This is a genomic window from Gammaproteobacteria bacterium, from assembly GCA_029881255.1.
GTDB lineage: Bacteria > Pseudomonadota > Gammaproteobacteria > S012-40 > S012-40 > JAOUMY01.
Genome location: JAOUMY010000003.1, coordinates 23,685 through 45,180, shown reverse-complemented (window position 1 = coordinate 45,180; position 21,496 = coordinate 23,685). Strand labels below are relative to the sequence as shown.

Genomic DNA, 21,496 nt, shown 5'->3' with positions numbered 1-21,496 from the left:
CATGGCCGAAGACAATCCATTAGCGCCGCAGAATGGCGATCCCCGTCTCGGGCCTCCGCTTACCGGCCTGGAGCGTGCCTCGATTCTGATGCTCACCCTGGGTGAGGAAGAAGCGGCCAGTGTTATGAAACACATGGAGCCGAAAGAGGTGCAACGCATCGGTATGGCCATGGCCAGCCTCAAGAACGTCACCAAGATCCAGGTTACACGCGTCGTCAAAGAGTTTTATGACATTGTTGAAACGGCGACTGCACTTGGCCTCGATACCGACGAATATATACGCAACGTACTCGTTAAAGCCCTCGGTGAAGACAAGGCCGCAGGACTCATCGACCGCATACTCATGGGCGGTCATATCAAAGGTCTCGAAGCCTTTAAGTGGATGGACCCGAAATCGATTGCCGATCTCATTCGCAACGAACATCCGCAAATTATCGCCATCGTGTTGACCTTCCTCGAACACGATCAGGCAGCGGAAGTCTTAACCATGTTCTCCGAACCCGTGCGCGTCGACGTCATTTTGCGTATCGCCACACTCGAGGGTATCCAGCCTTCTGCACTGCAGGAGCTGAACGATATTATGGAACGTCAATTTGCAGGTAACGCCAACGTGAAATCTTCTTCTGTAGGTGGTGTTAAGGCCGCCGCCAATATCCTCAACTTTGTTGATACGGCCACAGAAACCGAAATCATCGACAACATCAAAGACGTGGACAACGAGCTTGCCGAAAACATTCAAGAGCTCATGTTCGTATTCGACAATCTCAACGATGTCGACGATCGCGGTATCCAGTCACTGCTCAAGGAAATTTCCACCGAAGATCTGGTGGTGGCGCTCAAGGGTTCCGACGACGCGATGAAGAACAAGTTCTTCAAGAATATGTCACGGCGCGCAGCGGACATACTCAAAGACGATCTGGAGTCCAAGGGGCCGGTACGCGTCAGCGATGTGGAAGCGGCGCAGAAAGGTATCGTGGCAGTTGCCAGACGCATGGCCGAGGCGGGCGAGATCATGCTTGCCGGCACCGGCGGCGAAGAATTTATTTAATTTGGCGTGTCCATAGAAGGAGCATCGGATGCCAATAAAGAAAGTAAATCCCAGTGACGCGTTTTCGCAGATTGCGGTTTGGGATCTGCCAACGTTCGACGAACAACCCGACGCGCGTCTGGTGAATGTCAGCAAGAAGTCCAAGTTGAAAATGCCTACTGCCGATGAATTGGAAAAGATTCAGAAGACGGCATATGACGAAGCGTTTCAACGGGGACTGGTAGAGGGCCGGGCCCACGGCAAAGAAGAAGGACGCGCCGAAGGTCACGCAATCGGTGTGGAAGAAGGACGGCACCAGGGACACGAACAGGCCTATCGCGATGCGCAGCCCGAATTGATGGCGCAACTCGATATGGTCAGAAAACTCATTTTGAGTTTCGATGCGCCCCTATTACAGCTTGATGACGAAGTTGAACAAGAATTGGTGGCAGTGGCGATTGCCATCGCCAAACATGTGGTACGCCGTGAATTACGAACCGACCCCGGACAAGTGGTTGCAGCGGTACGCAAAGCTGTTGCGATCTTACCGATTAACAGCCGCAATGTTCGTGTGTATCTACATCCGGAAGACGCGGCCCTGGTGCGCGAAAGTTTTTCCATGCCCGATGCCAGCGAAGAAGAACAGCGCTGGAAGATCGTCGAAGACCCAGCCTTAACGCGAGGCGGTTGCAATGTGGAAACCGATGAGTCCCGCATTGATGCCACTATAGAATCACAGCTTGCCGCGACCATCGCCAAAGTATTAGGCGGCGAGCGCGAGGGCGATCATGAGTGACGACCCGCTCAAGCGAAGACGGCATAACTGGAGTAAACGATTACATAAATATGCGGAGCGTTTAGACGGTCCGCTTCCCATGGCCTGTGACAGGCCACACCCCCGCAGTAGTCAGTGGCGTGATCGTCTGCATTTTCACCATGAACGACTTGAAGGCCGTTCTGCCATTCCACCCCGTCGACCCATTCCGCGTTTATATCGTTTGGAAGGTCCGCATCCACGTAGTGCAGAGTGGACCGAGCGTCTACAGGTCTATGAAAAGCGTCTTGATGAACCCATGCCTTTGCTCGTCGAGGGCAAGCTCAAGCGTATTGTCGGCCTGACACTGGAGGCTACCGGCGTGCAGGCGCCCATCGGCGCCCGTTGTCTGGTCGCCAATAGCGATGGCAAGAATGTCGAGGCCGAAGTCGTGGGATTTTCCGAGGACAAACTCTTTCTCATGCCTACCGGAGACATGCGCGGTATCACGCCCAACGCGCGGGTGGTCCCGACAGGACAGACGTATGAGGCTCCCGTTGGCGAAGGCCTGCTCGGGCGGGTTATCGATGGACGCGGTCGTCCGTTGGATGGTCTCGGGCCTCTGGATGCAGACGAATATGTGCCCATGCAGGGAAGACCGATCAACCCCTTATCGCGCAATCAGATCAGCGAACCACTCGATGTTGGCGTGCGCGCCATCAACTCTATGCTCACCGTCGGCAAGGGGCAGCGTATCGGTTTGTTTGCCGGTAGTGGTGTGGGCAAATCGGTATTGCTCGGGATGATGACGCGCTTTACCGAGGCCGAGGTAATTGTCGTCGGCCTGATCGGTGAACGTGGGCGTGAGGTAAAAGAGTTTATCTATAACACCCTGGGCGAAGAGGGAATGTCGCGCTCAGTCGTCGTTGCGGCGCCCGCCGATGCGCCCCCGGTGTTGCGTCTGCACGGTGCGTCATTGGCCACGCGCATTGCCGAGTATTTTCGTGACCAGGGCAAGAACGTATTACTGCTAATGGATTCGTTGACTCGTTATGCCCAGGCGCAACGGGAGATTGCTTTGGCCATCGGCGAACCGCCAGCGACCCGTGGCTATCCGCCATCGGTGTTCGCGCGGATTCCGCAATTGGTAGAGCGCGCCGGCAATGGCGATGTTGGTGGCGGCTCGATTACGGCTTTTTACACGGTGCTCGCCGAGGGTGACGACCAGCAAGACCCGATTGCCGATGCGGCGCGGGCCATACTCGATGGCCACATCGTGTTGTCGCGCAGTATTGCCGAGATGGGGCGTTATCCGGCCATTGATATCGAACAGTCGATTAGCCGGGTCATGACCGAGATTGTCGATCCGACCCATTTGCGCGCGGCGCGACTGTTTAAACAACACTACTCGAATTATGAGCGCAACCGCGATCTGATCAGCGTGGGGGCTTATAGTGCGGGCAGCGATCCGGCAGTGGACGCGGCAATCAAGATGCAGCCATTGATCAATGCCTTTTTGTCCCAGGACATGGGCGAGCCGGTGGATTTTCCCAGCAGCCGTGGATTACTGTTGCAGGCCATGCAGGTTCAGGAGGCCAAGCAGCAACAACGGCAGGCAGCGCCAGGTCCCGTGCCGGCTGCGGCTCGCGTTTAGGTCGGGATAGGCCATGAAAGGTAGCCAACGACTGAAGCCGGTTCAACGCCTCAACGAATTCCGCGAGGATCAGGCGGCAAGGGCGCTTGGTGCCCACAATGCACAACTGGCCAATCACCGCAAGCGCCTGGATGATTTGTTGCAATACCAGCAGGAATACGGGCGACAGTTTCTGAGCCTGGGCCAGAACGGCATACCGGCGCGAAAACTGAGGGATTATCAGGCGTTTATGGATAACCTCACCCGCGCGATCGAACAGCAGCGCCAGATCATCCAGCAGTTCGAGGCGGAAAACGAACGACTCAAACGGCAATGGCTGGCCGTCCACCACCGCACCAAGGCGGTCGATAAGGTGGTCGAGCGCATGGTTCAGGGGGAAAATCGCGCCGAGGAGCGGCGTATTCAGAAGGAACTGGACGACCGTTTTAATCGAGATAAGTCTTAAAATTCATTTTCTTAGCTTTGGTCATCCTACACATCTCGCCAGACCATAAAGCCTGATCCTCCCAATTGGCACCCCACTTGCTGATAGCTCACTAGAAACTAGCGAGGATCATCTCCAATGATGGATGCAATGGCCAATATATTCCTGGATCAGGGCAGCTTGAGTCAGAGCGGCGTCGGTGCCGCCGGCATGGGCGCTGGTCAGGGCAAACAGTCCGGTGATCGGTTTGCTGCCGAGATGCGCAAGCAGGAACAACAGACTCCGGCGTCGAAAACCTCTCAGGCAAGCGAGCGCAGCAGCAAGAACGACACACCGGCGACACGCAATGAACAAAACAACGCCGCTTCCCGTTCTCAGGAAAATGCCGATCAGCAAACTGTGGCAGACAAGGTCGAGACCAAGCCAGCACAGGGGCAGAGCGAAAAGGATGAACAATCCGGCCAGGGGCCACAACAGGCTGCGCAACGCATGGAAGAAAAGGCTGATGATGAGAAGGCCTTGCCGGCGCAGGCCGAGCATGGACAAACACAATCCTCAGAAAAACACGCGATGCTAGCCGAACTCTTTCGCCAAATGGTGGAAGATAAATTGAAGGCTGGCGAGCTCCCCGAGCTGACCACAGAAGAATCCATTGATGATCTGTCTTCCCTGTTGCCCGAACTGGAAGATCTGATAGTCGGTGGCGAAGAAGAAACTGATCCCACCACAACATTGGAGGCGCTGGTCGCCGAGGTTTCCGAAACCTCCGATGACACCGCTACTGAAGAGGTAGTGGAATTGCCACAGGAGGTTGTGAACATGGTTGCACAGGCGGATGTAGAGGTTGAAGACCTGGCGGAAGATATCGAAGAAACTGCGGCTGAATTGGCCCGTCGTGGTGCGGTCAGAGCGGATCAGATACCGCAACACCTCAAAAGTGGCGAGCGTGAAAAGCCCTCGGAAAAACAGCTTGTCTCAGCAGATGAACTTGCCAGCGAAGAAGAATCAGAACATCTGGTTCAGGAGACTTTGCGCCAACTCGAACGCAATAGTACCCGCTTCGAGACCATCGTCGAGGCACGCAATGCGCAGCAGAAACAGCAGTCCGCGGCTGAATTGTTTGATCAGTTGACGGAAAAGATGAGCCTGATTGGTGGCGCGGAAAGAGGGGCGGGTAGCACCAATAGCGCCAGCGCCGGTGTGCGTCCCCTGTCTGCCACGGGAACGCCGTCCTATGTGATGAACACGCCATTAGAAAGCGAGGAATGGGGTGCGGTGTTTAGCAAGCGCATCAATTTTCTGGTGAAAAATGGCGTGCAAACCGCTGAGCTAAGACTAGACCCTCCGGAGATGGGTCGAGTGAACATCAAGATCAAGATGTCGCAGGAACATGCGTCTATTCAATTTACGGCGCAGCACAATAATGTGCGTGAGGCGATAGAAACGGCGATGCCACGTCTGCGCGATATGTTGTCGGAAAGCGGTTTGTCTCTCGGCAATGTGGATGTCTCGACTCAGCAATTTGCCCAACGCCAGCACGATGGTGCGCACGGTCAGGAAGGACGTCTGGGTAAACCGATTTTTCCTGGATCTGGTGGCGACAACGGGGAAGACGATGTCGTAAGCGAATCGAGTGGAAAAATGAGAGGTTTAAGCACCGATAACCTGGTTGACTACTACGCATAGGGCGGTTTGCCTTATGTCGACAAGACATGATGAGTGTGCCCGGCGCATATCCGATGAGTTAACCAAAATCACCAGGGGTTTACCGTCAGAGGCATCGTCGATGACGGGTGCGCGCAAACGTGTTTACTGGGAAGTATTGCCGTCTTGTATGGCCACTGCGGAGGCCAGGACAGGAGTTGTGGGCTCGCCGGGAAGATGGCTATAGGCCATTACGCACAGGCTGATCAAGAACAAAAAAATCATTTCTTTCTCGCTCATCGAGTATCCCCCCGGCGTGTATCAAGCACTTTTGAATCATTTGGTCGGCGAATCCTATCATAGCCGGCGCCCTTGCTCAAAAATCAATCGCGCTCAATCGTTCAGTTTCTCTGGGCGCAATGGTATTCTGCGTCTTTATTTTTCTACGTTTTCTGGCCAACTATTTGATCCGTAAAAGATGCATATTCGTGTCGTAGTCAAATTTTTATGTCTGTTCCTGGTCACGTCTGTTGTGGTTGCGGCGGCTCCAGAACAGGAAGAGAAACAAGATCCTCCCCTGGATTGGTCGAAAAAAGTCGTATCCCGTGGTTTCGGACAGGGTAAAGAGGAATTGCGCCCGGATCAGCGCCAGGTCTACAAATCGGGAGAGAACGCCTATTTCTTCGGTAACTATCAACAGGCCATGAAACTTTGGCGACCGCTGGCGGAGCAGGGCAATGCCGATGCGCAGGCCAATATCGGCTGGATGTTGCAGGCAGGTTTGGGTGTCGATGCGGATCTCGCCCAGGCGCGACGCTGGTATGAACAGGCCGCGCAGGCGCAACATCCAATTGCACTCAATAATCTTGGTGTTCTATACGAACAAGGCCTGGGGGTGAGCGTCAATCTCGCCGAGGCCTATCATTATTATCGCCGCTCGGCGGAACTGGGCTATCGCTTTGCCCAATACAATCTCGCCAAATTAATGCTCGACGGGCGTGGAACTGAACGGGATTTGCAAGGAGCAAAGCAATGGCTGCAAAAAGCGGCGAGCCAGGACGTGGACGCCGCCAAATCTGCCTTGGCATCGATGACAGACAACTGAGATTAGAATGGGCGAAGAGATACTCACCAGCCAGTTTTCCGAAGAAGACTACCAGAACTATGCGCAGCATTTGCTGGCAGAGACCCAGCGACTCAAACAGCAATTTGAGGATAATGATTTCTGCGTCGATCAGGCCGTCGGCGGCCTGGAGCAAGAGGCGTGGTTAATCGCTCAAGACGCCACACCCTCTCCCGATAATGCACTTTTATTAAACGAGTTACCCAAAGAGGTCATCGCGCCGGAACTGTCGCGATTCAATTTCGAACTCAATGTCTGTCCGCAGTTGCTCAGTGGAAAAGGATTGATGCGCATGCATCAGGAACTGGAACAACACTGGCAGGAATGCGCGCAAATCGCCGATCGTCAAAATGATCGCATACTCATGGTCGGCATATTGGCGACACTGCAGGACGACGATCTTACCCTGGAAAATATGTCGCCGTTGAATCGCTATCGCGCCTTGAATGAACAGGTGATGTTGGCGCGCAAGGGCAAGCCGCTGCATCTGGATATCAATGGTCGCGAGCATCTGATTTCGCGGCACAATGATGTGATGCTGGAGTCGGCGGCGACCTCGTTTCAATTGCATCGACAGATTCCGGCCAGGGCATCCAAACGCTATTTAAACGCCGCCACGATTGCCTCGGCGGCGACCGTTGCGCTTGGCGCGAATTCACCCTTTTTGTTTGGGCGCAGTCTATGGGAAGAAACGCGTATACCTTTGTTTGAGAGTTCGGTTGAAAGTGGTGGTTATGGTGACGCCGCTAGTGGGCCGATCAAACGGGTAGGTTTTGGCAGTGGCTATGTCCAGCATTCGGTATTCGAATGTTTCCAGGAAAACCTCAATCATTTTCCGATACTATTGCCGGTTAAACTCGATGACGATGCCGCGCGACTGCCGTATCTGCGTTTGCACAACGGTACTATCTGGCGCTGGAATCGTCCCCTGATCGGTTTTGAAAAAAACGGCCAGACACACTTACGCATTGAGCATCGAGTGATTGCTGCGGGGCCAACGATAGTTGATGAAATGGCCAATGCTGCCTTCTTCTACGGTTTGCAGGAGACGCTGGCCAATAGCGATATCGCGCCGGAAACGCTTTTGCCGTTTAGCGTGGCACGGGATAATTTTTACGAAGCCGCACGCCTGGGATTGCGCGCGACCAATCAATGGTTAGACGGTAAGCGTGGTTCACTGAAAAATTTAATCCTGGATCGACTGCTTGAAGATGCAATGCAAGGTTTGCGTGTCTTGCAAGTCGATGAACAGGACAGCCGGTTTTATCTCGATATCATACGCGCGCGCGCCGAGAGTGGTATGACAGGCGCGCAATGGCAGCGAGAATTTGTCGAAAAACGCAGCGCCGATATGGTCGCGCTGACACACGCCTATTATCAGGCGCAAAACTCCGGTAAACCGGTACACGAGTGGTTGGTATGAACGAATTGTCGATATTTGAGTCTTTGCCCGCTGGGTTTCTGGAGAGTAGCGCGGCCGATTTATACAAGATTTTGCCCGGCCCAAGTCTGATCCATCTGCGTGGAAAGCTGCCGGAAAATCTGTTTGCGTCGGTGTTGTTACACGGTAATGAAGACGTGGGTTTACAAGCCGTGCAACGATTTCTTCGGCAACAACAGGAAAAGACTCTGCCCAAAGGATTAATACTCTTTGTCGGTAATGTTGCCGCTGCCGCCAAAGGTATGCGTCGTCTCGATGATCAACTGGATTACAACCGCGTGTGGTTGGGGGGGGAGGATTGCGAAAACTCACCTGAACATAGTTTAGTGTGTGATGTGATGCACTACGCCCGCGCGCAAAAATTGTTTGCCAGTGTCGACTTTCACAATAACACCGGTTTGAATCCGCATTACGCCTGCGTCAATCGCCTCGACCATCGTTTTTTTCATCTCGCGACATTGTTTAATCGCACCGTGGTCTATTTCACTCGTCCTCATGGCGTGCAATCAATGGCAATGGCCGAACTGTGCCCCAGCGTGACGGTAGAGTGTGGGCGCGCCGGTGATGAACTTGGATATGCGCACGCCAGTGAATATCTTTCCGCCCTGATGCATTTACATGAAATTCCTGAGCACCCGGTTGCTTCACACGATATCGATCTTTATCACACCGTTGCCACAGTGAAAGTTCCGGAGCAATACAGTTTTGGTTTTGGTTTTGGTGAAGAAGAGACGGATATTCAGTTTCTTCCTGAACTAGACCATCTGAATTTCCGCGAACTCGCGCCTGACACTTTGATCGGCCGAACGCGCGCGGGGGGAACTGTGCATTTTGAAGTCATCGACGAAAACGGCGAGGAAGTCGAAGCCGAATACTTTCGTTTTGAAAATAGTGAAATCCGTTTCGCCAAGGGAATGATGCCGTCGATGTTGACCCTGGATGCCAAAGTTATACGGCAAGATTGTCTTTGCTATTTGATGGAGCGTTATCCGCTAAAAAGTAGTGTAAGTTTGTAGCACTTTCCCGCCTGTTGATACCTGCCTTAAAAACGTCTACACCCGCTGAGTTTAATGCTTGGGCAAAAACCATTTAACACAAGCATACAGGCATATTTTTTCCGCAATACGTTCAAGCAAACAGCTGTAAGTGCCGACAAACTGGGAAGAAACGGAAATACTTTGTCTAAACATGCGGCTAACCCTTAGTAGTCCCGAGGTAATCCAAGGCTTTTTGAACATCTGAGTCCATCAATGGAAGTCCGTAGAAAAATTTGGTTAATTCCCACTTTTAGCGCCCTAATCTTTGTGGTGTTCATTATTTCCATGCTGGCCGTTTTTATGTCCAGTCAATCTGTCTCCGACAGGGTCGAATCTTTAAACACGATCTATATGCCTTTTTCCCAGCATGTCAGCAAAATCTCCGCGAATCTGAATGGTTTGCAAGACGCGTTTGAGGAAACCGTTCTCCTGGGTGACAAGCGTGCATTGGAAAAGGCGAAGGAATATGCAGAGGAAATCAATCATTCCATTGATGAAATGCAGGTGATTAGTCAGCACATTGTAGGGCTCAACACCTTTCACCAGATGTTTCACGACTATAACGACGTGGCGGGGAAGCTGTCACTGGATTTGCTGGATAAGGATATGTCGCAGCTGTCGGCGCAGATTACCCGGACAGCGCTACTGCGTAACCAACTCGAAGCGTATCTGGTCAATATGCAGGAACAGGTAAAGACGGAATTTCATAACACCTTCGAGGAAAGTCAGAGTGAACTGCAACGCGTCACGACACTGGTGTTGATACTGGTTGGACTGATGACGGCTTTGCTTGGTGGAGGGTCTTTTATTCTGGTACGCAATTTTTCCACGCGTCTGCAAATGGTTTTGGACTTTGCGCGCAATGTGGAAGGGGGTAATTACGAGGTTAGTCTCAAGGAAAACTGGAACGACGAATTCTCGATTTTGATGCGTGCCTTAAATGCTATGGCCAATAGCATCAAGTCGTCCACGGACAAACTGAATGTTCTGGCCAATACCGACGCGCTGACGGGCATTTATAATCGGCATGCATTGATGTTGCGTCTGAATGAGGAGTTCCATTCCGTGTCGCGGCATGGCCACAAAATGAGTGTGTGCATGTGCGACATCGACAGGTTTAAAGGCGTAAACGATACGCATGGTCATCATGTTGGTGACCGAATTATCAGCGAATTCGCTAACTGCGTGAGAGACGGATTGCGTACTGAGGATGTGGTTGGTCGTTATGGAGGCGACGAATTCTTTGTCATTTTGCCCTATACCGATCAGGAAAAGGCCTATATCGCGATAGAGCGTATCCGTAAAAGATGGGAAAGCATGGAGTTCCGAAGCGATGATGATAAAACATTCAAAGTCACGGGAAGCTTCGGTATCGCCCAGATGCGTCCGGGCATGACAGTGGAAGATTTGATGCAAACGGCAGATAATGCATTGTATACCGCGAAGAGTGGTGGACGTAACCGTGTTGAGTTGGCTGGGGACGATGATAACTAGCCAAGATTTCGGGGAATCGAACCGGTACTCGTTTGCACAATGACCAGCATATATCGAAAAAAAACCGGGATTTCTATTCTCGCATCATGGCGCAAAACATCACCATCAAAACCGCTGCTCGCACATCAGTATCTTCCCGGCTTCCGTCGTTTTTCCCGGGTGCAACCTAGAAAAATATCGGCTTGTCACTATCTACCGGTTTATTTTCCGGATCGTCATCGGCATATTGCTCAGCAACAACAAAATGTGAACGAATCTCTTTTTCCAGCGAAGCGACATCGATATCCTGTCCATTTTTCAGCTCATCCAGGGCCTGCAGGTAGACCTCGAGACTCTTTTGCGATGAGGTGAGTATCTGGGTGATACGATCGTGGAATTGCAGGGCTTCGAGTATCGCCATTACATCGGCGGTGGTTGAGCTGTCCGTATCGCTCTGCTGTAGCTTGCTCAAGAGTTCCTGAAAAACCTTCATCAGGGTACCGATATCGCGATCAGACTGTTTTACCACCAGCCCAAGATGGCGTTGCAGGGTTTTGCTCAGCAGGCGGCTGATATCCTGAAATTGGTTTAAGCTGTTGGTTTGGCCCATGTTCTCTCCTGATTGCCTGCTTCGTCACACTTTTTCGTCCAATTATAGCCACCACTTAAGCACCTCCCCTCGACCATACCCGTGGGTCTTGATAAAATCAGCGCCCTTTTCCGTCTCAGCTTTTCTATAGAGGGCGTAACATGTCACAAATCAAGAAGGTGGTGCTGGCCTATTCAGGCGGCCTCGATACTTCCATTATTCTGAAATGGTTGCAGGATGAGTACCAGTGCGAGGTGGTCACCTTCACTGCGGACATCGGCCAGGGCGAGGAAGTGGAACCGGCCCGTGCCAAGGCCAAGGCCATGGGGGTGAGCGAGATCTATATCGACGATCTGCGCGAAGAGTATGCCCGTGATTTCGTGTTTCCCATGTTCCGCGCCAACACGATTTATGAAGGGGAATATCTACTGGGCACTTCGATCGCCCGTCCCCTGATTTCCAAACGCCAGATCGAGATTGCCAATGAGACCGGCGCTGATGCGGTATCACACGGCGCAACAGGTAAAGGTAACGACCAGGTGCGCTTTGAGCTGGGTTATTACGCATTAAAGCCAGACGTACATGTCATCGCCCCGTGGCGTGAATGGGATCTGACTTCCCGTGAGAAGCTTCTGGGCTATGCCGAACAGCATGGCATTCCCATAGAGCAAAAACGCGGTAAAAAGTCGCCTTATTCCATGGATGCGAACTTGCTGCACATCTCTTACGAAGGCGATCAGCTGGAAAACCCCTGGTTGGAACCGGAAGAGTCGATGTGGCGCTGGACGGTATCACCCGAGGCCGCGCCTGACGCGCCGGTTTATATCGAGCTTACCTATCGCCAGGGTGACATTGTCGCCGTGGATGGCAAGGAGATGTCACCTGCGGAAGTGATGATCCTGCTCAACCGCATAGGCGGCGAGAACGGGATTGGTCGCGCCGACATCGTCGAAAATCGCTATGTGGGCATGAAGTCTCGCGGCTGTTACGAAACGCCTGCAGGCACGATTATGTTGAAAGGCCATCGCGCGATTGAGTCGATTACCCTCGATCGCGAAACCGCCCACCTTAAAGACGAACTGATGCCACGCTATGCGAGCATGATATACAACGGCTATTGGTGGAGCCCGGAGCGCAGAATGTTGCAGCAGGCGATCGATGCCTCTCAGACGAGCGTCAACGGTACGGTCAGATTGAAGCTATATAAAGGCAATGTGATTGTGGTTGGTCGTGAGTCGGCTACCGATAGTCTGTTTGACGCCAATATCGCCACCTTTGAGGATGATGCTGGCGCCTATAACCAGAAAGACGCCGAAGGTTTTATCAAACTCAACGCCCTGCGCATGCGTATCGCCGCAAAGCTTCGCGCTTAGTTTTGTGTTTCAGAAACGAAGCGCCTGTTTGGCGCTTCGTTAATCTGGACTCAGAGCACTTCCAGAATTCATTTCCATCTCTTTAGAAGTTCTCTTAGCCAGCAAGAACTGTGATGTCCTTGGCATAAGTTGTTTGCATCGGCTTTACGTTATGTGATGAATGCCCATGATGTAATCGCCTGTTTGGGAGTAGACTATTTGCATACTTATTATATAAATGCAGTACAGGTGGTAAGAATGAATTCAAATGCATTTGAGCACAAAAGTGCCTATCAGATCAGGCGCGAAAAGGCCGGTACACGTGGCGGCCTGTTAGTAACCATACTTGTGTTGCTAATTCTCGCGGCAAATATCGACAGCGTCTTTGCGGCATCAACACCGCATTTCAAGATAACTTCCATGGGATATAACCTCGATAAGGTTAGGGTAGCGTTGCAAGAGGTCAAAAACGCAGAGTTTGAATACTATGCCTATCGGGCAGAGACTGGTGATATGTCATCGGTTTCAGGTAGTGATGTGGTGGTGATGGACGGCATAAACGACTTGTCCGCTTTCATCGACATGGTAGAGCGCATGCCAGAGGCCATCATCGTGGTGGTTGGTGATAGTCTTATTGGCCAGGGTTTAATGCTCGATAATCTGATCGTGACCCACGCCTTTGTCGCCGACGATACCGTGGTTGCAATACTGAAAATGAAGGCGATCAATCCGCAGTTGCGTCAGGCGCAACTCCTACATGGCATCTTTGGTGAAAGTGTTTATGATCAAATCGCGTTTCAGCAACAAGATATAAAACCAGTTGATGTTGAGCAGGCCGTGCGTTATGCAAACATGTCTCTGGAAAATGATTTCGAGGCGCCTCGTGGTTATATCCTTCAGCAAGGCGCGCAACATGTGATTGCCAACGTCGAAGATAATCGCGCGGTGTCTTATGTGGAGTTATATATCGACAATCGTTTCGTGAGTCGTGACTATGAAGCGCCGTATGAGTTTGATGTAAGCGATATCAAGCGCGCGCAGTTTATTGCCTATGACACATCGGCAAACTCCAGTCGCCTGGGTATGAAATAGCAGTATGTCGTTTCGATCTTAAAAGCATTTCACTTCACCTCGAAAGATACACCTGCAGCGTGTTTCCTCGCGCCTAGTCCTGCGCAAGCGGTTTGATAAATACCTTGGATTTACGTTGATAGTTATAAAGCTGCTGTTTCTTTAACGGCAAAACATCAACACTGTTTTCCTCATATCCCCGTTCCAGAAACCAATGCCCACTGCGTGACGACAATACGAACAAACGCTGAAAGCCCTGGGTGCGTGCCTGTTTTTCCATGGTATGTAACAAGGTATCGCCGCGCCCGCCATTCTGGTAATCCTTGTGCACTGCAAGACACGCCATTTCCACTGCGGATTCTTCAGGATACGGATAGAGTGCGGCGCAGCCGATAATCATGCCGTCACGTTCCAGCACCGTGAAATGATTCACCTCGGTCTCCAGTAATTCACGTGAACGCCTGACGAGTATGCCTTCCTCTTCTAAAGGGCGAATCAATTCCAGGATGCCACCGACATCATCGATATTTGCCTGACGTAAGGTATCGTAATTGTCGGTGGTAATCAGCGTGCCGATACCGTCGCGGGTGAACAACTCGCGCAACAGGGCGCCATCAGTTTGATAATCCACCAGATGCACGCGTCTAACGCCGTTTTTAGCGGCACGCAGTCCGCTTAACAAGTGAAGATTGTCTTTACCACTCTGTTGGGCACACGTTTCGGCCTGGGTGGTGCTTAACTGACGTACGGCTTCGCCATCGTCATCACAAATATTGGCCTCATCGGTAAACAGAATCAGCTTGTCTGCCTTGAGTAAAATGGAAACATCGGTGGCCACGTCTTCTGCGCCGATGTTGAATGCCTCGCCGGTGAGCGAGTAGCCCACGGGAGAAATGAGTACAACAGCGCCGAGATCCAGTATGGAATTGATTGCGTCCTTGTCGATACGACGAACTTCCCCTGAATGTCCATAGTCGACGCCATCACGTACGCCTAAAGGCTTTGCCATTACCAGGTTGCCACCGAGTATACGTATGCGTGCCCCTGCCATTGGCGAATTGGCCAGCCCGGTGGAAAAGCGTGCTTCCAACTGACTGCGTATACGTCCAACGGTAGACTGCACCACATTCATTGCTTCTACACTTGTGGCGCGTATTCCCTTATGCAGTGGCGCGTCGATACTATGCGCCTTAAGCGATGACTCTATCTGCGGACGCGCGCCATGAACTAACACCAGTCTTACCCCCAGACTATTGAGTAGAGCGATATCGTGGACGATGCCACGGATGCAGTCTTCTTCGATGATAGCCTCGCCGCCCACATACACCACAAACGTACGCCGACGATGCGCGTTGATATATGGCGAGGATTGTCTGAACCAGTTGACGAATGGATCAGTGTTTTGGGCAGACATAGTGTCAAAATCTCCGGAATACGTATTGGCGTTTATCATAACAATGAAAACATTCACCCACTAGCGCTGTAGTGGGTGAATGGAATGTTAAAGGTGAAAGTAGGTGGATTGATCAGGGTTCGTTCGGGCTGGCGATGACCAGATGGGTTACTTCGTCGTAGTAACCCATTATCTCAACCTGTTTACCAACGATGTAATTCGCCTGATCTTCCGCCGACATTTGACTGATGTCTATGGTTATCCCGGAAATCTTGATTGAAGTCAGGTCTGGCAAATGGTTTTCTGCCACCAGGCCGTTGATTTCCACCCATTGCTGGCTTGCATTGCTGAGCGTGAATTCAGGGTCGTCGCGCTCTATGTGTGTGGCGATCAGGATATCTTCCGCTTCATCATAATAAGCACTGACTTCCACGAAATCATTTTCACGCAAGTGGTCCAGATTCATATAACGAACAGGTTCGAAACCGTCGTTGCGCTCATCATTGAACACGCTGGTATTGGTGGTCAGAAAAGTCCTGTTGAGCAGTTTGAAGCTATGTGCAGTGGAATCTACCCACTCGACATAGGCCTGAACTTTAAGATTGGCCTCGGCGCGTATCTCAATCTCCTCGGCAAGCAATTCGTCTTTGGCGTTGATACTGCCATTGACAGAAAGCTTGGCACCATCGCGTAACACGGCACCCTGGGGTTTGAACTCGGTAGTGCTGCTTACCACCACGGTTTGACCGTTGAGATTAAAAGTCTGTGCAGTGGCATTGTAGTCAGCGACAACGCCTTCCAGCTCGATTTCCTGACCCTTCTCCAGACGATATTTTTTCTTGCCATCACCTTCGAGTTTGATTCGCGAGGCGATAAGGCGATTGCTTACCGTATCAATGCCTTCGGTGCTGCGCACTTCAACAAACATGTCATTGAGTAACTGATTGCTGGGGATATTGACCAGTTCTGCGGAACGATAATCTACCGTCATATCGCCAATCAGGAATACCTGGGTATCGAGACTCTTGATTAAACCGGAAACCTCAATCGCTTCTCCACTAGTGTGCGCCAGTTTCTTCACTTCGACCCGAGTGGCGTAAATAAAACCGTCACCAGAATTGAAGCCGCTGACTTCCACGATATTTCCTGTCTGAATCTCATCTACTCTGGTAATGGTGTCGATCTGGCTACCAAAAACCGTTTCAGGACTGACGATAATGGTTTGGCCCATAATATTGAGAGTGTTGTCAACCGAGGTATTGTTTGCCAGCACGGTACCCTCGACATCGTCAGAATAGGTAATGGATTTCGCAAATCCTGCGAGGCCGTTTTCATCGATCTCGCCTTGTATGTTGACTATCATGCCGACTTTCAATTCGGTTTCCAGGGCGTTTTCGATATCGTCTATCGTCACCTTGGTATTATTGGTCTCAAACTTGATACCGTTGACAAGTACGCTGCCGAAACCGGTGATGACGCCAACGGCCTGGTCTTTAAAACCTGTGCCCGTAATGCCGCCACCTTCACATGCGAAGAGTGACAGGGTGAGCAGCAGAGCGCTCGATGTTTTCCACAGTTGTTGTTTCATGAGTCCTGTTCCTCTGGGCCATCGTCTTCGAAGTAGTAGATGCCAATACCAGCAGCCTTGTGGTTTTTCCCTTTTTGATCGGGATTCAGACTGGCGTCTCTACCTGCCATGATGGCGTCAAAATATATCAATAACTCCTGGCCCTTCACTTCCAGCATGGCGCGGATTTCTTCTCGCGCGTCTTCTGGCAATTCGTCGTAACTTACTTTACGTTGAAAAAATGCTTGTTCACCGCTGTAAATGTTTCGGTCTACGGTATCGATCAGCCCGGAAGTATCACGGCCAAACAATTTCAGCTTCTCTGCCTGGCTGGTGCTAGGTATGTAACCGAGTTTGAGTATTTCGATACTGTCGTCGGCTAACACCTTGACTACGCCTACCTGTTCCAATTCGTCCAAGATTGCTCTGGGTGGAACGTCGCCACTGTATTTCTTGGTCAGCGCGCTAAACGAGGGACTGTTTCCTTCAAATTTCAATCGTACCGGTTTGGCGTTTTCGTCCTGATAATCCTTGTCGTGTATCCATCCGAATATGACGCGTGCAGCGCGGTTATAGTGTTCGGCAAGTTCCGTGTCTGAGCGGATATCCAACAGTTTCACACGTCGTACATCCTTGCGCGTTAGCCCCGTAATCGTGGCAATGCGTGAGTCTGAAACCTTCTTGCCTTCAACACCGAATTCCTCGCGTGCAACATCCACATAGGCTTTCTTGGCGATGTCCGTAAACCCTGCGAAGGGTATGCCGTTACGCAGCAAGATACGCACAAGCGATCGACACACTCGGTAGATCGCTGACGTCAATATCTTTTTGGTATCTTGCTCACTCATAATGCTTTACTGCTTTCCAGTTAGTAGTGGAGACATCCCTGTCTCCGTTTCATCCTATTACTCTTCTACAGACACATCCGTCGCTGTGAAAAGTCCGTTGGCGTATGTTCCTCGCATCTCGATTTCCATGCCAACACCAAAGCTTTTTCCGTCTATGGCACTTACATCAACTGCAACGCCAGCGACGAGTAACTGTCCATTGTCCTGCACGGCGTCGATATCGCCACGCAGCTCCACTTCGATCACACCGTTATTTGCATCTTCGGCGTCATCGCGCTCCAATTTGTTAGCAACCAGGTTGCCACTTTCATCTTTGTGCGCCTTCAACTGGACCCAGTCGCCGACAGCGAGATGGCTCAGGTTGAAATATTTGACTGGCTCGATATCGCCAGAGTTGCGCTCATCGACCATCACGGTCAGATTATTAACCGATACGACTTGTCCAAATACTGTAACGGTATGTTGGGCAGGGTCGACGGCTTCGAGCATCCCATCCATTTCGATTTTGGCTTCGGCGCGGAACTTGATTTCTTCGGCGATGAATGCGCCGTTCGAATCAAACTCCCCTTCGACCTCGACTTTGGTACCAGCAAGCAATAGGCTTGCATCTCCGTGTTCGAATTCGGTCTTCTCGCGAAGTAACACCTTTTGGCCGTTGATTTCGACTTCGGTCAAATCGGCGTTAACCGCGCCAGTGACCAGACCTTCGATCTCCATTTCTTCGCCGTCTTCGCGTTTTTCGCCTTTGCCATCCTTGTTTTCGAGTTGAATCTTGGAGGCGATCAGGTTTTGGTTTCCGTCAAGTCCTTCTGTGCTCTTAACCTCAACGTACATACCATCAGCCAGGCTTACACCTTCGAAATCTTCCAGTACGGCACTCAGGTGGTTCACTGTCATGCCGCCGATAACAAACGTAGCGTCTGTCAGTTGGGAGATCACGCCTTTCAATTCCATTTCTTCACCAACGGTGAAGTCGGCCTTTTTCAATTCAATACGCGTCGCGTATATGCTTCCGGTGCCCGAGGAGTAGCCGCTTACTTCTACGATGTTGTTGGCACCAAGTTGATCAATCGTCAACACATCAACGAGCTGGCTTTCAAACTTGGTATCCAGATCGACAGTGACAGTCTGCCCCATGATGTTCAGTGTACCGACGCCACCAGAAACCGTGTTCTCAAGCACCATACCTTCGATTTCGCTCTCGAACGTAATCTTGGCTGCCTTACCGGTCTGGCCATCGGCATTGATGTCACCTTCCAGGGTGATATACATGCCAACCTTGAGCTGGCTCTCTGCACCTGTGGCGTCATCTACGGTAAAGGCGGCATTATCGGTTTCAAATTCCACGCCATTTATATAGACGCTACCGAAGCCGGTGATGACCCCAGAGGTCAAATATCCGGTTTTCGCCTGTGTAGTTGTCGGGTCCTGTGTACTATTACAGGCCGCCAGGCCCAGGGCCGTCATTACCGCCAATGTTGTTAATTTCAGAGTCTTACGTTTCATCTCTGCGTCTCCTGTGTATGTTATCGTCATTTCAGCGCGTAGTAATTAGGAATTTTTTCCCAACTTGCTAATTGGGATTTTCGTCCCAATTTGAGTTTTCTTGATGTCTATTTGCTGAAACAGGGGGAGTGGGTCTCTGGGATGAGACATGGGTCACAAATATGAGTCAGGCAAGGGTGGGCGAGGTGATACCTAATATATAGGCATGACAGAAGCCAGTAGGAATGGCTTATCCGAGTCTCAGCTGAGTTTGGTTTTTTTTCCACATTGTCAGGCGGGAATAAAAAAGGGGGCCGAAGCCCCCTTTTGCGCCGGATAAGTTTTAATCTCTGTCATTTTCGCGATCATCGTCGTGATCTTCAGAGTCATTATCAGATCCAGAATGGTTCTCACCATCGTCACTGCTATGATTGTTATCGCGACTGTCGTCATTCAGTTCGTTTTCTGCGCTATCGCTATTGTTCTTGAACTCGACTTTGTCGACAAACAACCGGCCTTGGTCATCGAAGCTGCCTTTGACTTCAATTCGCTGTCCTGCCACCAGGCCTGTGGCAGTGCCGTGCTCGTAGTTAGTATTGGCATCGATGACAACACTCACTCCAGAAACACTCAGGCTACCATCACTTGCCTGAACCAGGATACCTTCGACTTCCGCCTTATGGGTGCTGCTGTCGCTGCGATGTCTGTAGGTTTCCAGCTCGATATTGGTGGCCAGTATTGCGCTATCGTTAGAGCCGAGGCTTTTGACTTCCACCAATTGACCGTCTTTCAGACCTTGTGAATCGAAGTCTTTAAGTTGGGCATTGGAGTAGTCCACTGTCAGATCACCAATCTGAAACGTGGAATCGGTCAGGTTGCTCACCAGGCCTTTTACTTCCACTTCGGTTTCCGCCAGATAGGTATCTGCCTTTACTTTGATGCGAGTGGCCTGGATCCGTCCATCACCAGTGGGGTAACCACTGACTTCCACGAACAGAGAAGTATTCAGATCTGAAAGCTGGGTGATCGCAGCCAGTTCGCTGAACAGGCGTGTGTTCTGGTCAACCACTATGGTCTGGCCCATTACCACCAGCGTATTGTCCACGGCGAGATTGTTCACACTAATCTGTCCTTCAACTTCATTGTCAAACACGATGCGCGTGGCGGTGCCATGGCTGCCATCGTCATTTACGCTGCCTTCAACGGTAACGTACATGCCTTCTGCCAGATCATTTTTAGTTGCACTGTTGTCATCAACCTGCACCTGTGTATTTGAGGTGTCAAAGGCGATGCCATTGACTGTCAGCTCATTGAGCTTGGTGATCACGCCAGAAGTGACGTGTACAACTTTGTCACGACCGGTCTCGGTGAGAATATCGTCTAAATTACAAGCGCTTAAGCTTGCGATCACAGCAGCTGACAGTAGTCCTTTTGTAAATAGTGAGCGGTTCATAATCGTTTCTCCATAAAAAAGTAGGGGGACTTCGTTTTTGGTTTTTGAGAATATTTTCTCAAATTCCTTGTTGAGAAGTATATGTCCGCGCATAGACAAATTCCAGAGCAGAAGAATTAACGTTTGGAAAGATTCCAGAAAGTGTGTTTGTTGTGCAGGCGAGTTGAGCTCCGGACTGCTTATTGCTTCGAGATCGTTATCAATAAGTCATGTTCCTGGAGCGAGTTACTTGGATCAGTTTTTCTCTCAAATGTCCTACCGGCAAATTTTTATGATCTCTACCGTGTCGCTAGTGGTATTGGGATTGACGGACTATGTGACGGGCACAGCCCTGTCGTTTTCGGTTTTTTATATCGCGCCAATATTTCTCAGTAGCTGGTATATCGATCGAAAAGTAGGTTATTTCATGGCGGCGATGTCGGCATCGGTATGGATGTTGGCTGATGTGTTTTCCCATAGCACTGAAACTGCGGCGTATATCCATATATGGAATACCATGGTGCGCTTCGCCTTTTTCGCCGTCGCGACTTTTATGCTTTCTGTCATAAAAGACAAACTCGAACTCGAGCAAAAGCTGGCAGATACCGATCCGCTGACTAATTTATCCAATCGCAGGCATTTTCAGGAAATATGCGACGCGGAGTTGATGCGCGCGCGACGCTATGGTGAACCATTTACCGTGTGTTACATCGATCTGGACAATTTTAAGTATATAAACGACACCCGTGGTCACGATGTAGGAGATGACGTTTTGCGCGAAGTTGCCAAGGTGTTGCGCGCCCATTTACGTCGTACCGATATCTCTGCCCGTCTGGGTGGGGACGAGTTTGCCGGGTTATTTCCGGTCACCGATTTTGAATCAGCAAAGGTGTTAATCAACAAGCTACACCCATTATTGAATGACGCTATGCAACACCGTAACTGGCCGATTACCTTTAGTGTCGGCGCGGTTAGCTATCATCAGCCGGTACATGACAGCCGCGAATTAATCCGCATGGTGGACGAGACCATGTATTCCATCAAAAAGAGTGGCAAGAACAGCGTTCGCCATCTTTGCTGGCCTGATGACTTCGAAAAAGGTGGACGCGAAAACAATGTGACCACCTTTCCTTCTTTCAACGGACGGCGAAACAAGCGCACAGATTAGGATTGCGCCACCGA

General features: G+C 51.0%; 19 protein-coding genes. 12 read left to right on the top strand and 7 right to left on the bottom strand.

Annotated elements, in window-relative coordinates:
- The first annotated feature begins 1 nt into the window (after position 1).
- From fliG to OEZ43_07640, 5 genes are all read left to right on the top strand, one after another.
- Positions 2-1,048 carry a flagellar motor switch protein FliG gene (gene fliG, locus OEZ43_07660; GenBank protein ID MDH5545451.1) on the top strand — a complete coding sequence of 349 codons (1,047 nt, stop codon included), beginning with the start codon at positions 2-4 and terminating at the stop codon, positions 1,046-1,048.
- A 28-nt stretch (positions 1,049-1,076) separates the two neighbouring features.
- Complete coding sequence (locus OEZ43_07655) at positions 1,077-1,823, top strand: flagellar assembly protein FliH (GenBank protein ID MDH5545450.1); 747 nt, start codon at positions 1,077-1,079, stop codon at positions 1,821-1,823.
- Positions 1,816-3,435 (top strand): flagellar protein export ATPase FliI, encoded by a 1,620-nt coding sequence (gene fliI, locus OEZ43_07650; protein ID MDH5545449.1) that lies wholly within the window; start codon positions 1,816-1,818, stop codon positions 3,433-3,435. The genes OEZ43_07655 and fliI overlap by 8 nt, the downstream gene beginning before the upstream one ends.
- Before the next feature lie 13 nt (positions 3,436-3,448).
- Positions 3,449-3,880, top strand: coding sequence for a flagellar export protein FliJ (fliJ, locus tag OEZ43_07645; protein ID MDH5545448.1), 432 nt, complete (start codon positions 3,449-3,451; stop codon positions 3,878-3,880).
- Between the two features lie 117 nt (positions 3,881-3,997).
- Complete coding sequence (locus tag OEZ43_07640) at positions 3,998-5,545, top strand: flagellar hook-length control protein FliK (GenBank protein MDH5545447.1); 1,548 nt, start codon at positions 3,998-4,000, stop codon at positions 5,543-5,545.
- A gap of 123 nt (positions 5,546-5,668) precedes the next feature.
- Here the strand turns inward: OEZ43_07640 and OEZ43_07635 are convergent, their stop codons facing one another.
- Entirely contained in the window at positions 5,669-5,803 is a 135-nt protein-coding gene (locus tag OEZ43_07635) for a hypothetical protein (GenBank protein MDH5545446.1), read from the bottom strand.
- A 178-nt stretch (positions 5,804-5,981) separates the two neighbouring features.
- On the opposite strand from OEZ43_07635, the gene OEZ43_07630 reads away from it, so the two are divergent.
- The 4 genes from OEZ43_07630 to OEZ43_07615 all read left to right on the top strand — a co-directional run bounded on the left by OEZ43_07630 (position 5,982) and on the right by OEZ43_07615 (position 10,598).
- Positions 5,982-6,608, top strand: a complete 627-nt coding sequence (locus OEZ43_07630) for a sel1 repeat family protein (GenBank protein ID MDH5545445.1) — start codon at positions 5,982-5,984, stop codon at positions 6,606-6,608.
- A 7-nt stretch (positions 6,609-6,615) separates the two neighbouring features.
- On the top strand, positions 6,616-8,049 hold the full coding sequence (locus OEZ43_07625; GenBank protein ID MDH5545444.1) for a glutamate--cysteine ligase: 1,434 nt from the start codon (positions 6,616-6,618) through the stop codon (positions 8,047-8,049).
- Positions 8,046-9,083, top strand: a complete 1,038-nt coding sequence (locus tag OEZ43_07620) for a M14 family metallopeptidase (protein ID MDH5545443.1) — start codon at positions 8,046-8,048, stop codon at positions 9,081-9,083. The genes OEZ43_07625 and OEZ43_07620 overlap by 4 nt, the downstream gene beginning before the upstream one ends.
- 234 nt (positions 9,084-9,317) lie before the next feature.
- Positions 9,318-10,598 carry a diguanylate cyclase gene (locus tag OEZ43_07615; protein ID MDH5545442.1) on the top strand — a complete coding sequence of 427 codons (1,281 nt, stop codon included), beginning with the start codon at positions 9,318-9,320 and terminating at the stop codon, positions 10,596-10,598.
- 166 nt (positions 10,599-10,764) lie between these two features.
- Here OEZ43_07615 and OEZ43_07610 read toward each other — a convergent pair whose 3' ends face one another.
- Complete coding sequence (locus OEZ43_07610) at positions 10,765-11,187, bottom strand: hypothetical protein (GenBank protein MDH5545441.1); 423 nt, start codon at positions 11,185-11,187, stop codon at positions 10,765-10,767.
- Between the two features lie 140 nt (positions 11,188-11,327).
- Here OEZ43_07610 and OEZ43_07605 point away from each other — a divergent pair, with 140 nt between their 5' ends.
- Complete coding sequence (locus tag OEZ43_07605; GenBank protein ID MDH5545440.1) at positions 11,328-12,539, top strand: argininosuccinate synthase; 1,212 nt, start codon at positions 11,328-11,330, stop codon at positions 12,537-12,539.
- 237 nt (positions 12,540-12,776) lie between these two features.
- Positions 12,777-13,610, top strand: a complete 834-nt coding sequence (locus OEZ43_07600) for a hypothetical protein (protein ID MDH5545439.1) — start codon at positions 12,777-12,779, stop codon at positions 13,608-13,610.
- A gap of 73 nt (positions 13,611-13,683) precedes the next feature.
- On the opposite strand, the gene argA is transcribed toward OEZ43_07600, so the two are convergent.
- From argA to OEZ43_07575, 5 genes are all read right to left on the bottom strand, one after another.
- Positions 13,684-15,003, bottom strand: coding sequence for an amino-acid N-acetyltransferase (argA, locus tag OEZ43_07595; GenBank protein MDH5545438.1), 1,320 nt, complete (start codon positions 15,001-15,003; stop codon positions 13,684-13,686).
- Positions 15,004-15,115: 112 nt separating this feature from the next.
- The gene (locus OEZ43_07590; protein ID MDH5545437.1) at positions 15,116-16,570 is read right to left on the bottom strand and encodes a DUF5666 domain-containing protein; all 1,455 of its coding nucleotides are present in this window, start codon (positions 16,568-16,570) and stop codon (positions 15,116-15,118) included.
- A complete protein-coding gene (locus OEZ43_07585; protein MDH5545436.1) occupies positions 16,567-17,397 on the bottom strand; it encodes a DUF6502 family protein in 831 nt (276 codons plus the stop codon). The genes OEZ43_07590 and OEZ43_07585 overlap by 4 nt, the downstream gene beginning before the upstream one ends.
- 57 nt (positions 17,398-17,454) lie before the next feature.
- A complete protein-coding gene (locus OEZ43_07580) occupies positions 17,455-18,903 on the bottom strand; it encodes a DUF5666 domain-containing protein (GenBank protein ID MDH5545435.1) in 1,449 nt (482 codons plus the stop codon).
- Between the two features lie 322 nt (positions 18,904-19,225).
- Complete coding sequence (locus OEZ43_07575; GenBank protein ID MDH5545434.1) at positions 19,226-20,335, bottom strand: DUF5666 domain-containing protein; 1,110 nt, start codon at positions 20,333-20,335, stop codon at positions 19,226-19,228.
- Between the two features lie 271 nt (positions 20,336-20,606).
- On the opposite strand from OEZ43_07575, the gene OEZ43_07570 reads away from it, so the two are divergent.
- On the top strand, positions 20,607-21,482 hold the full coding sequence (locus tag OEZ43_07570; GenBank protein ID MDH5545433.1) for a GGDEF domain-containing protein: 876 nt from the start codon (positions 20,607-20,609) through the stop codon (positions 21,480-21,482).
- Positions 21,483-21,496: the final 14 nt, after the last annotated feature.

Excerpts from the sequence above, each read along its gene's own strand:
- fliG (MDH5545451.1), top strand. The coding sequence starts at position 2 with ATGGCCGAAGACAATCCATTAGCGCCGCAGAATGGCGATCCCCGTCTC.
- OEZ43_07655 (MDH5545450.1), top strand. The coding sequence starts at position 1,077 with ATGCCAATAAAGAAAGTAAATCCCAGTGACGCGTTTTCGCAGATTGCG.
- fliI (MDH5545449.1), top strand. The coding sequence starts at position 1,816 with ATGAGTGACGACCCGCTCAAGCGAAGACGGCATAACTGGAGTAAACGA.
- fliJ (MDH5545448.1), top strand. The coding sequence starts at position 3,449 with ATGAAAGGTAGCCAACGACTGAAGCCGGTTCAACGCCTCAACGAATTC.
- OEZ43_07640 (MDH5545447.1), top strand. The coding sequence starts at position 3,998 with ATGATGGATGCAATGGCCAATATATTCCTGGATCAGGGCAGCTTGAGT.
- OEZ43_07635 (MDH5545446.1), bottom strand. The coding sequence starts at position 5,803 with ATGAGCGAGAAAGAAATGATTTTTTTGTTCTTGATCAGCCTGTGCGTA.
- OEZ43_07630 (MDH5545445.1), top strand. The coding sequence starts at position 5,982 with ATGCATATTCGTGTCGTAGTCAAATTTTTATGTCTGTTCCTGGTCACG.
- OEZ43_07625 (MDH5545444.1), top strand. The coding sequence starts at position 6,616 with ATGGGCGAAGAGATACTCACCAGCCAGTTTTCCGAAGAAGACTACCAG.
- OEZ43_07620 (MDH5545443.1), top strand. The coding sequence starts at position 8,046 with ATGAACGAATTGTCGATATTTGAGTCTTTGCCCGCTGGGTTTCTGGAG.
- OEZ43_07615 (MDH5545442.1), top strand. The coding sequence starts at position 9,318 with ATGGAAGTCCGTAGAAAAATTTGGTTAATTCCCACTTTTAGCGCCCTA.
- OEZ43_07610 (MDH5545441.1), bottom strand. The coding sequence starts at position 11,187 with ATGGGCCAAACCAACAGCTTAAACCAATTTCAGGATATCAGCCGCCTG.
- OEZ43_07605 (MDH5545440.1), top strand. The coding sequence starts at position 11,328 with ATGTCACAAATCAAGAAGGTGGTGCTGGCCTATTCAGGCGGCCTCGAT.
- OEZ43_07600 (MDH5545439.1), top strand. The coding sequence starts at position 12,777 with ATGAATTCAAATGCATTTGAGCACAAAAGTGCCTATCAGATCAGGCGC.
- argA (MDH5545438.1), bottom strand. The coding sequence starts at position 15,003 with ATGTCTGCCCAAAACACTGATCCATTCGTCAACTGGTTCAGACAATCC.
- OEZ43_07590 (MDH5545437.1), bottom strand. The coding sequence starts at position 16,570 with ATGAAACAACAACTGTGGAAAACATCGAGCGCTCTGCTGCTCACCCTG.
- OEZ43_07585 (MDH5545436.1), bottom strand. The coding sequence starts at position 17,397 with ATGAGTGAGCAAGATACCAAAAAGATATTGACGTCAGCGATCTACCGA.
- OEZ43_07580 (MDH5545435.1), bottom strand. The coding sequence starts at position 18,903 with ATGAAACGTAAGACTCTGAAATTAACAACATTGGCGGTAATGACGGCC.
- OEZ43_07575 (MDH5545434.1), bottom strand. The coding sequence starts at position 20,335 with ATGAACCGCTCACTATTTACAAAAGGACTACTGTCAGCTGCTGTGATC.
- OEZ43_07570 (MDH5545433.1), top strand. The coding sequence starts at position 20,607 with ATGATCTCTACCGTGTCGCTAGTGGTATTGGGATTGACGGACTATGTG.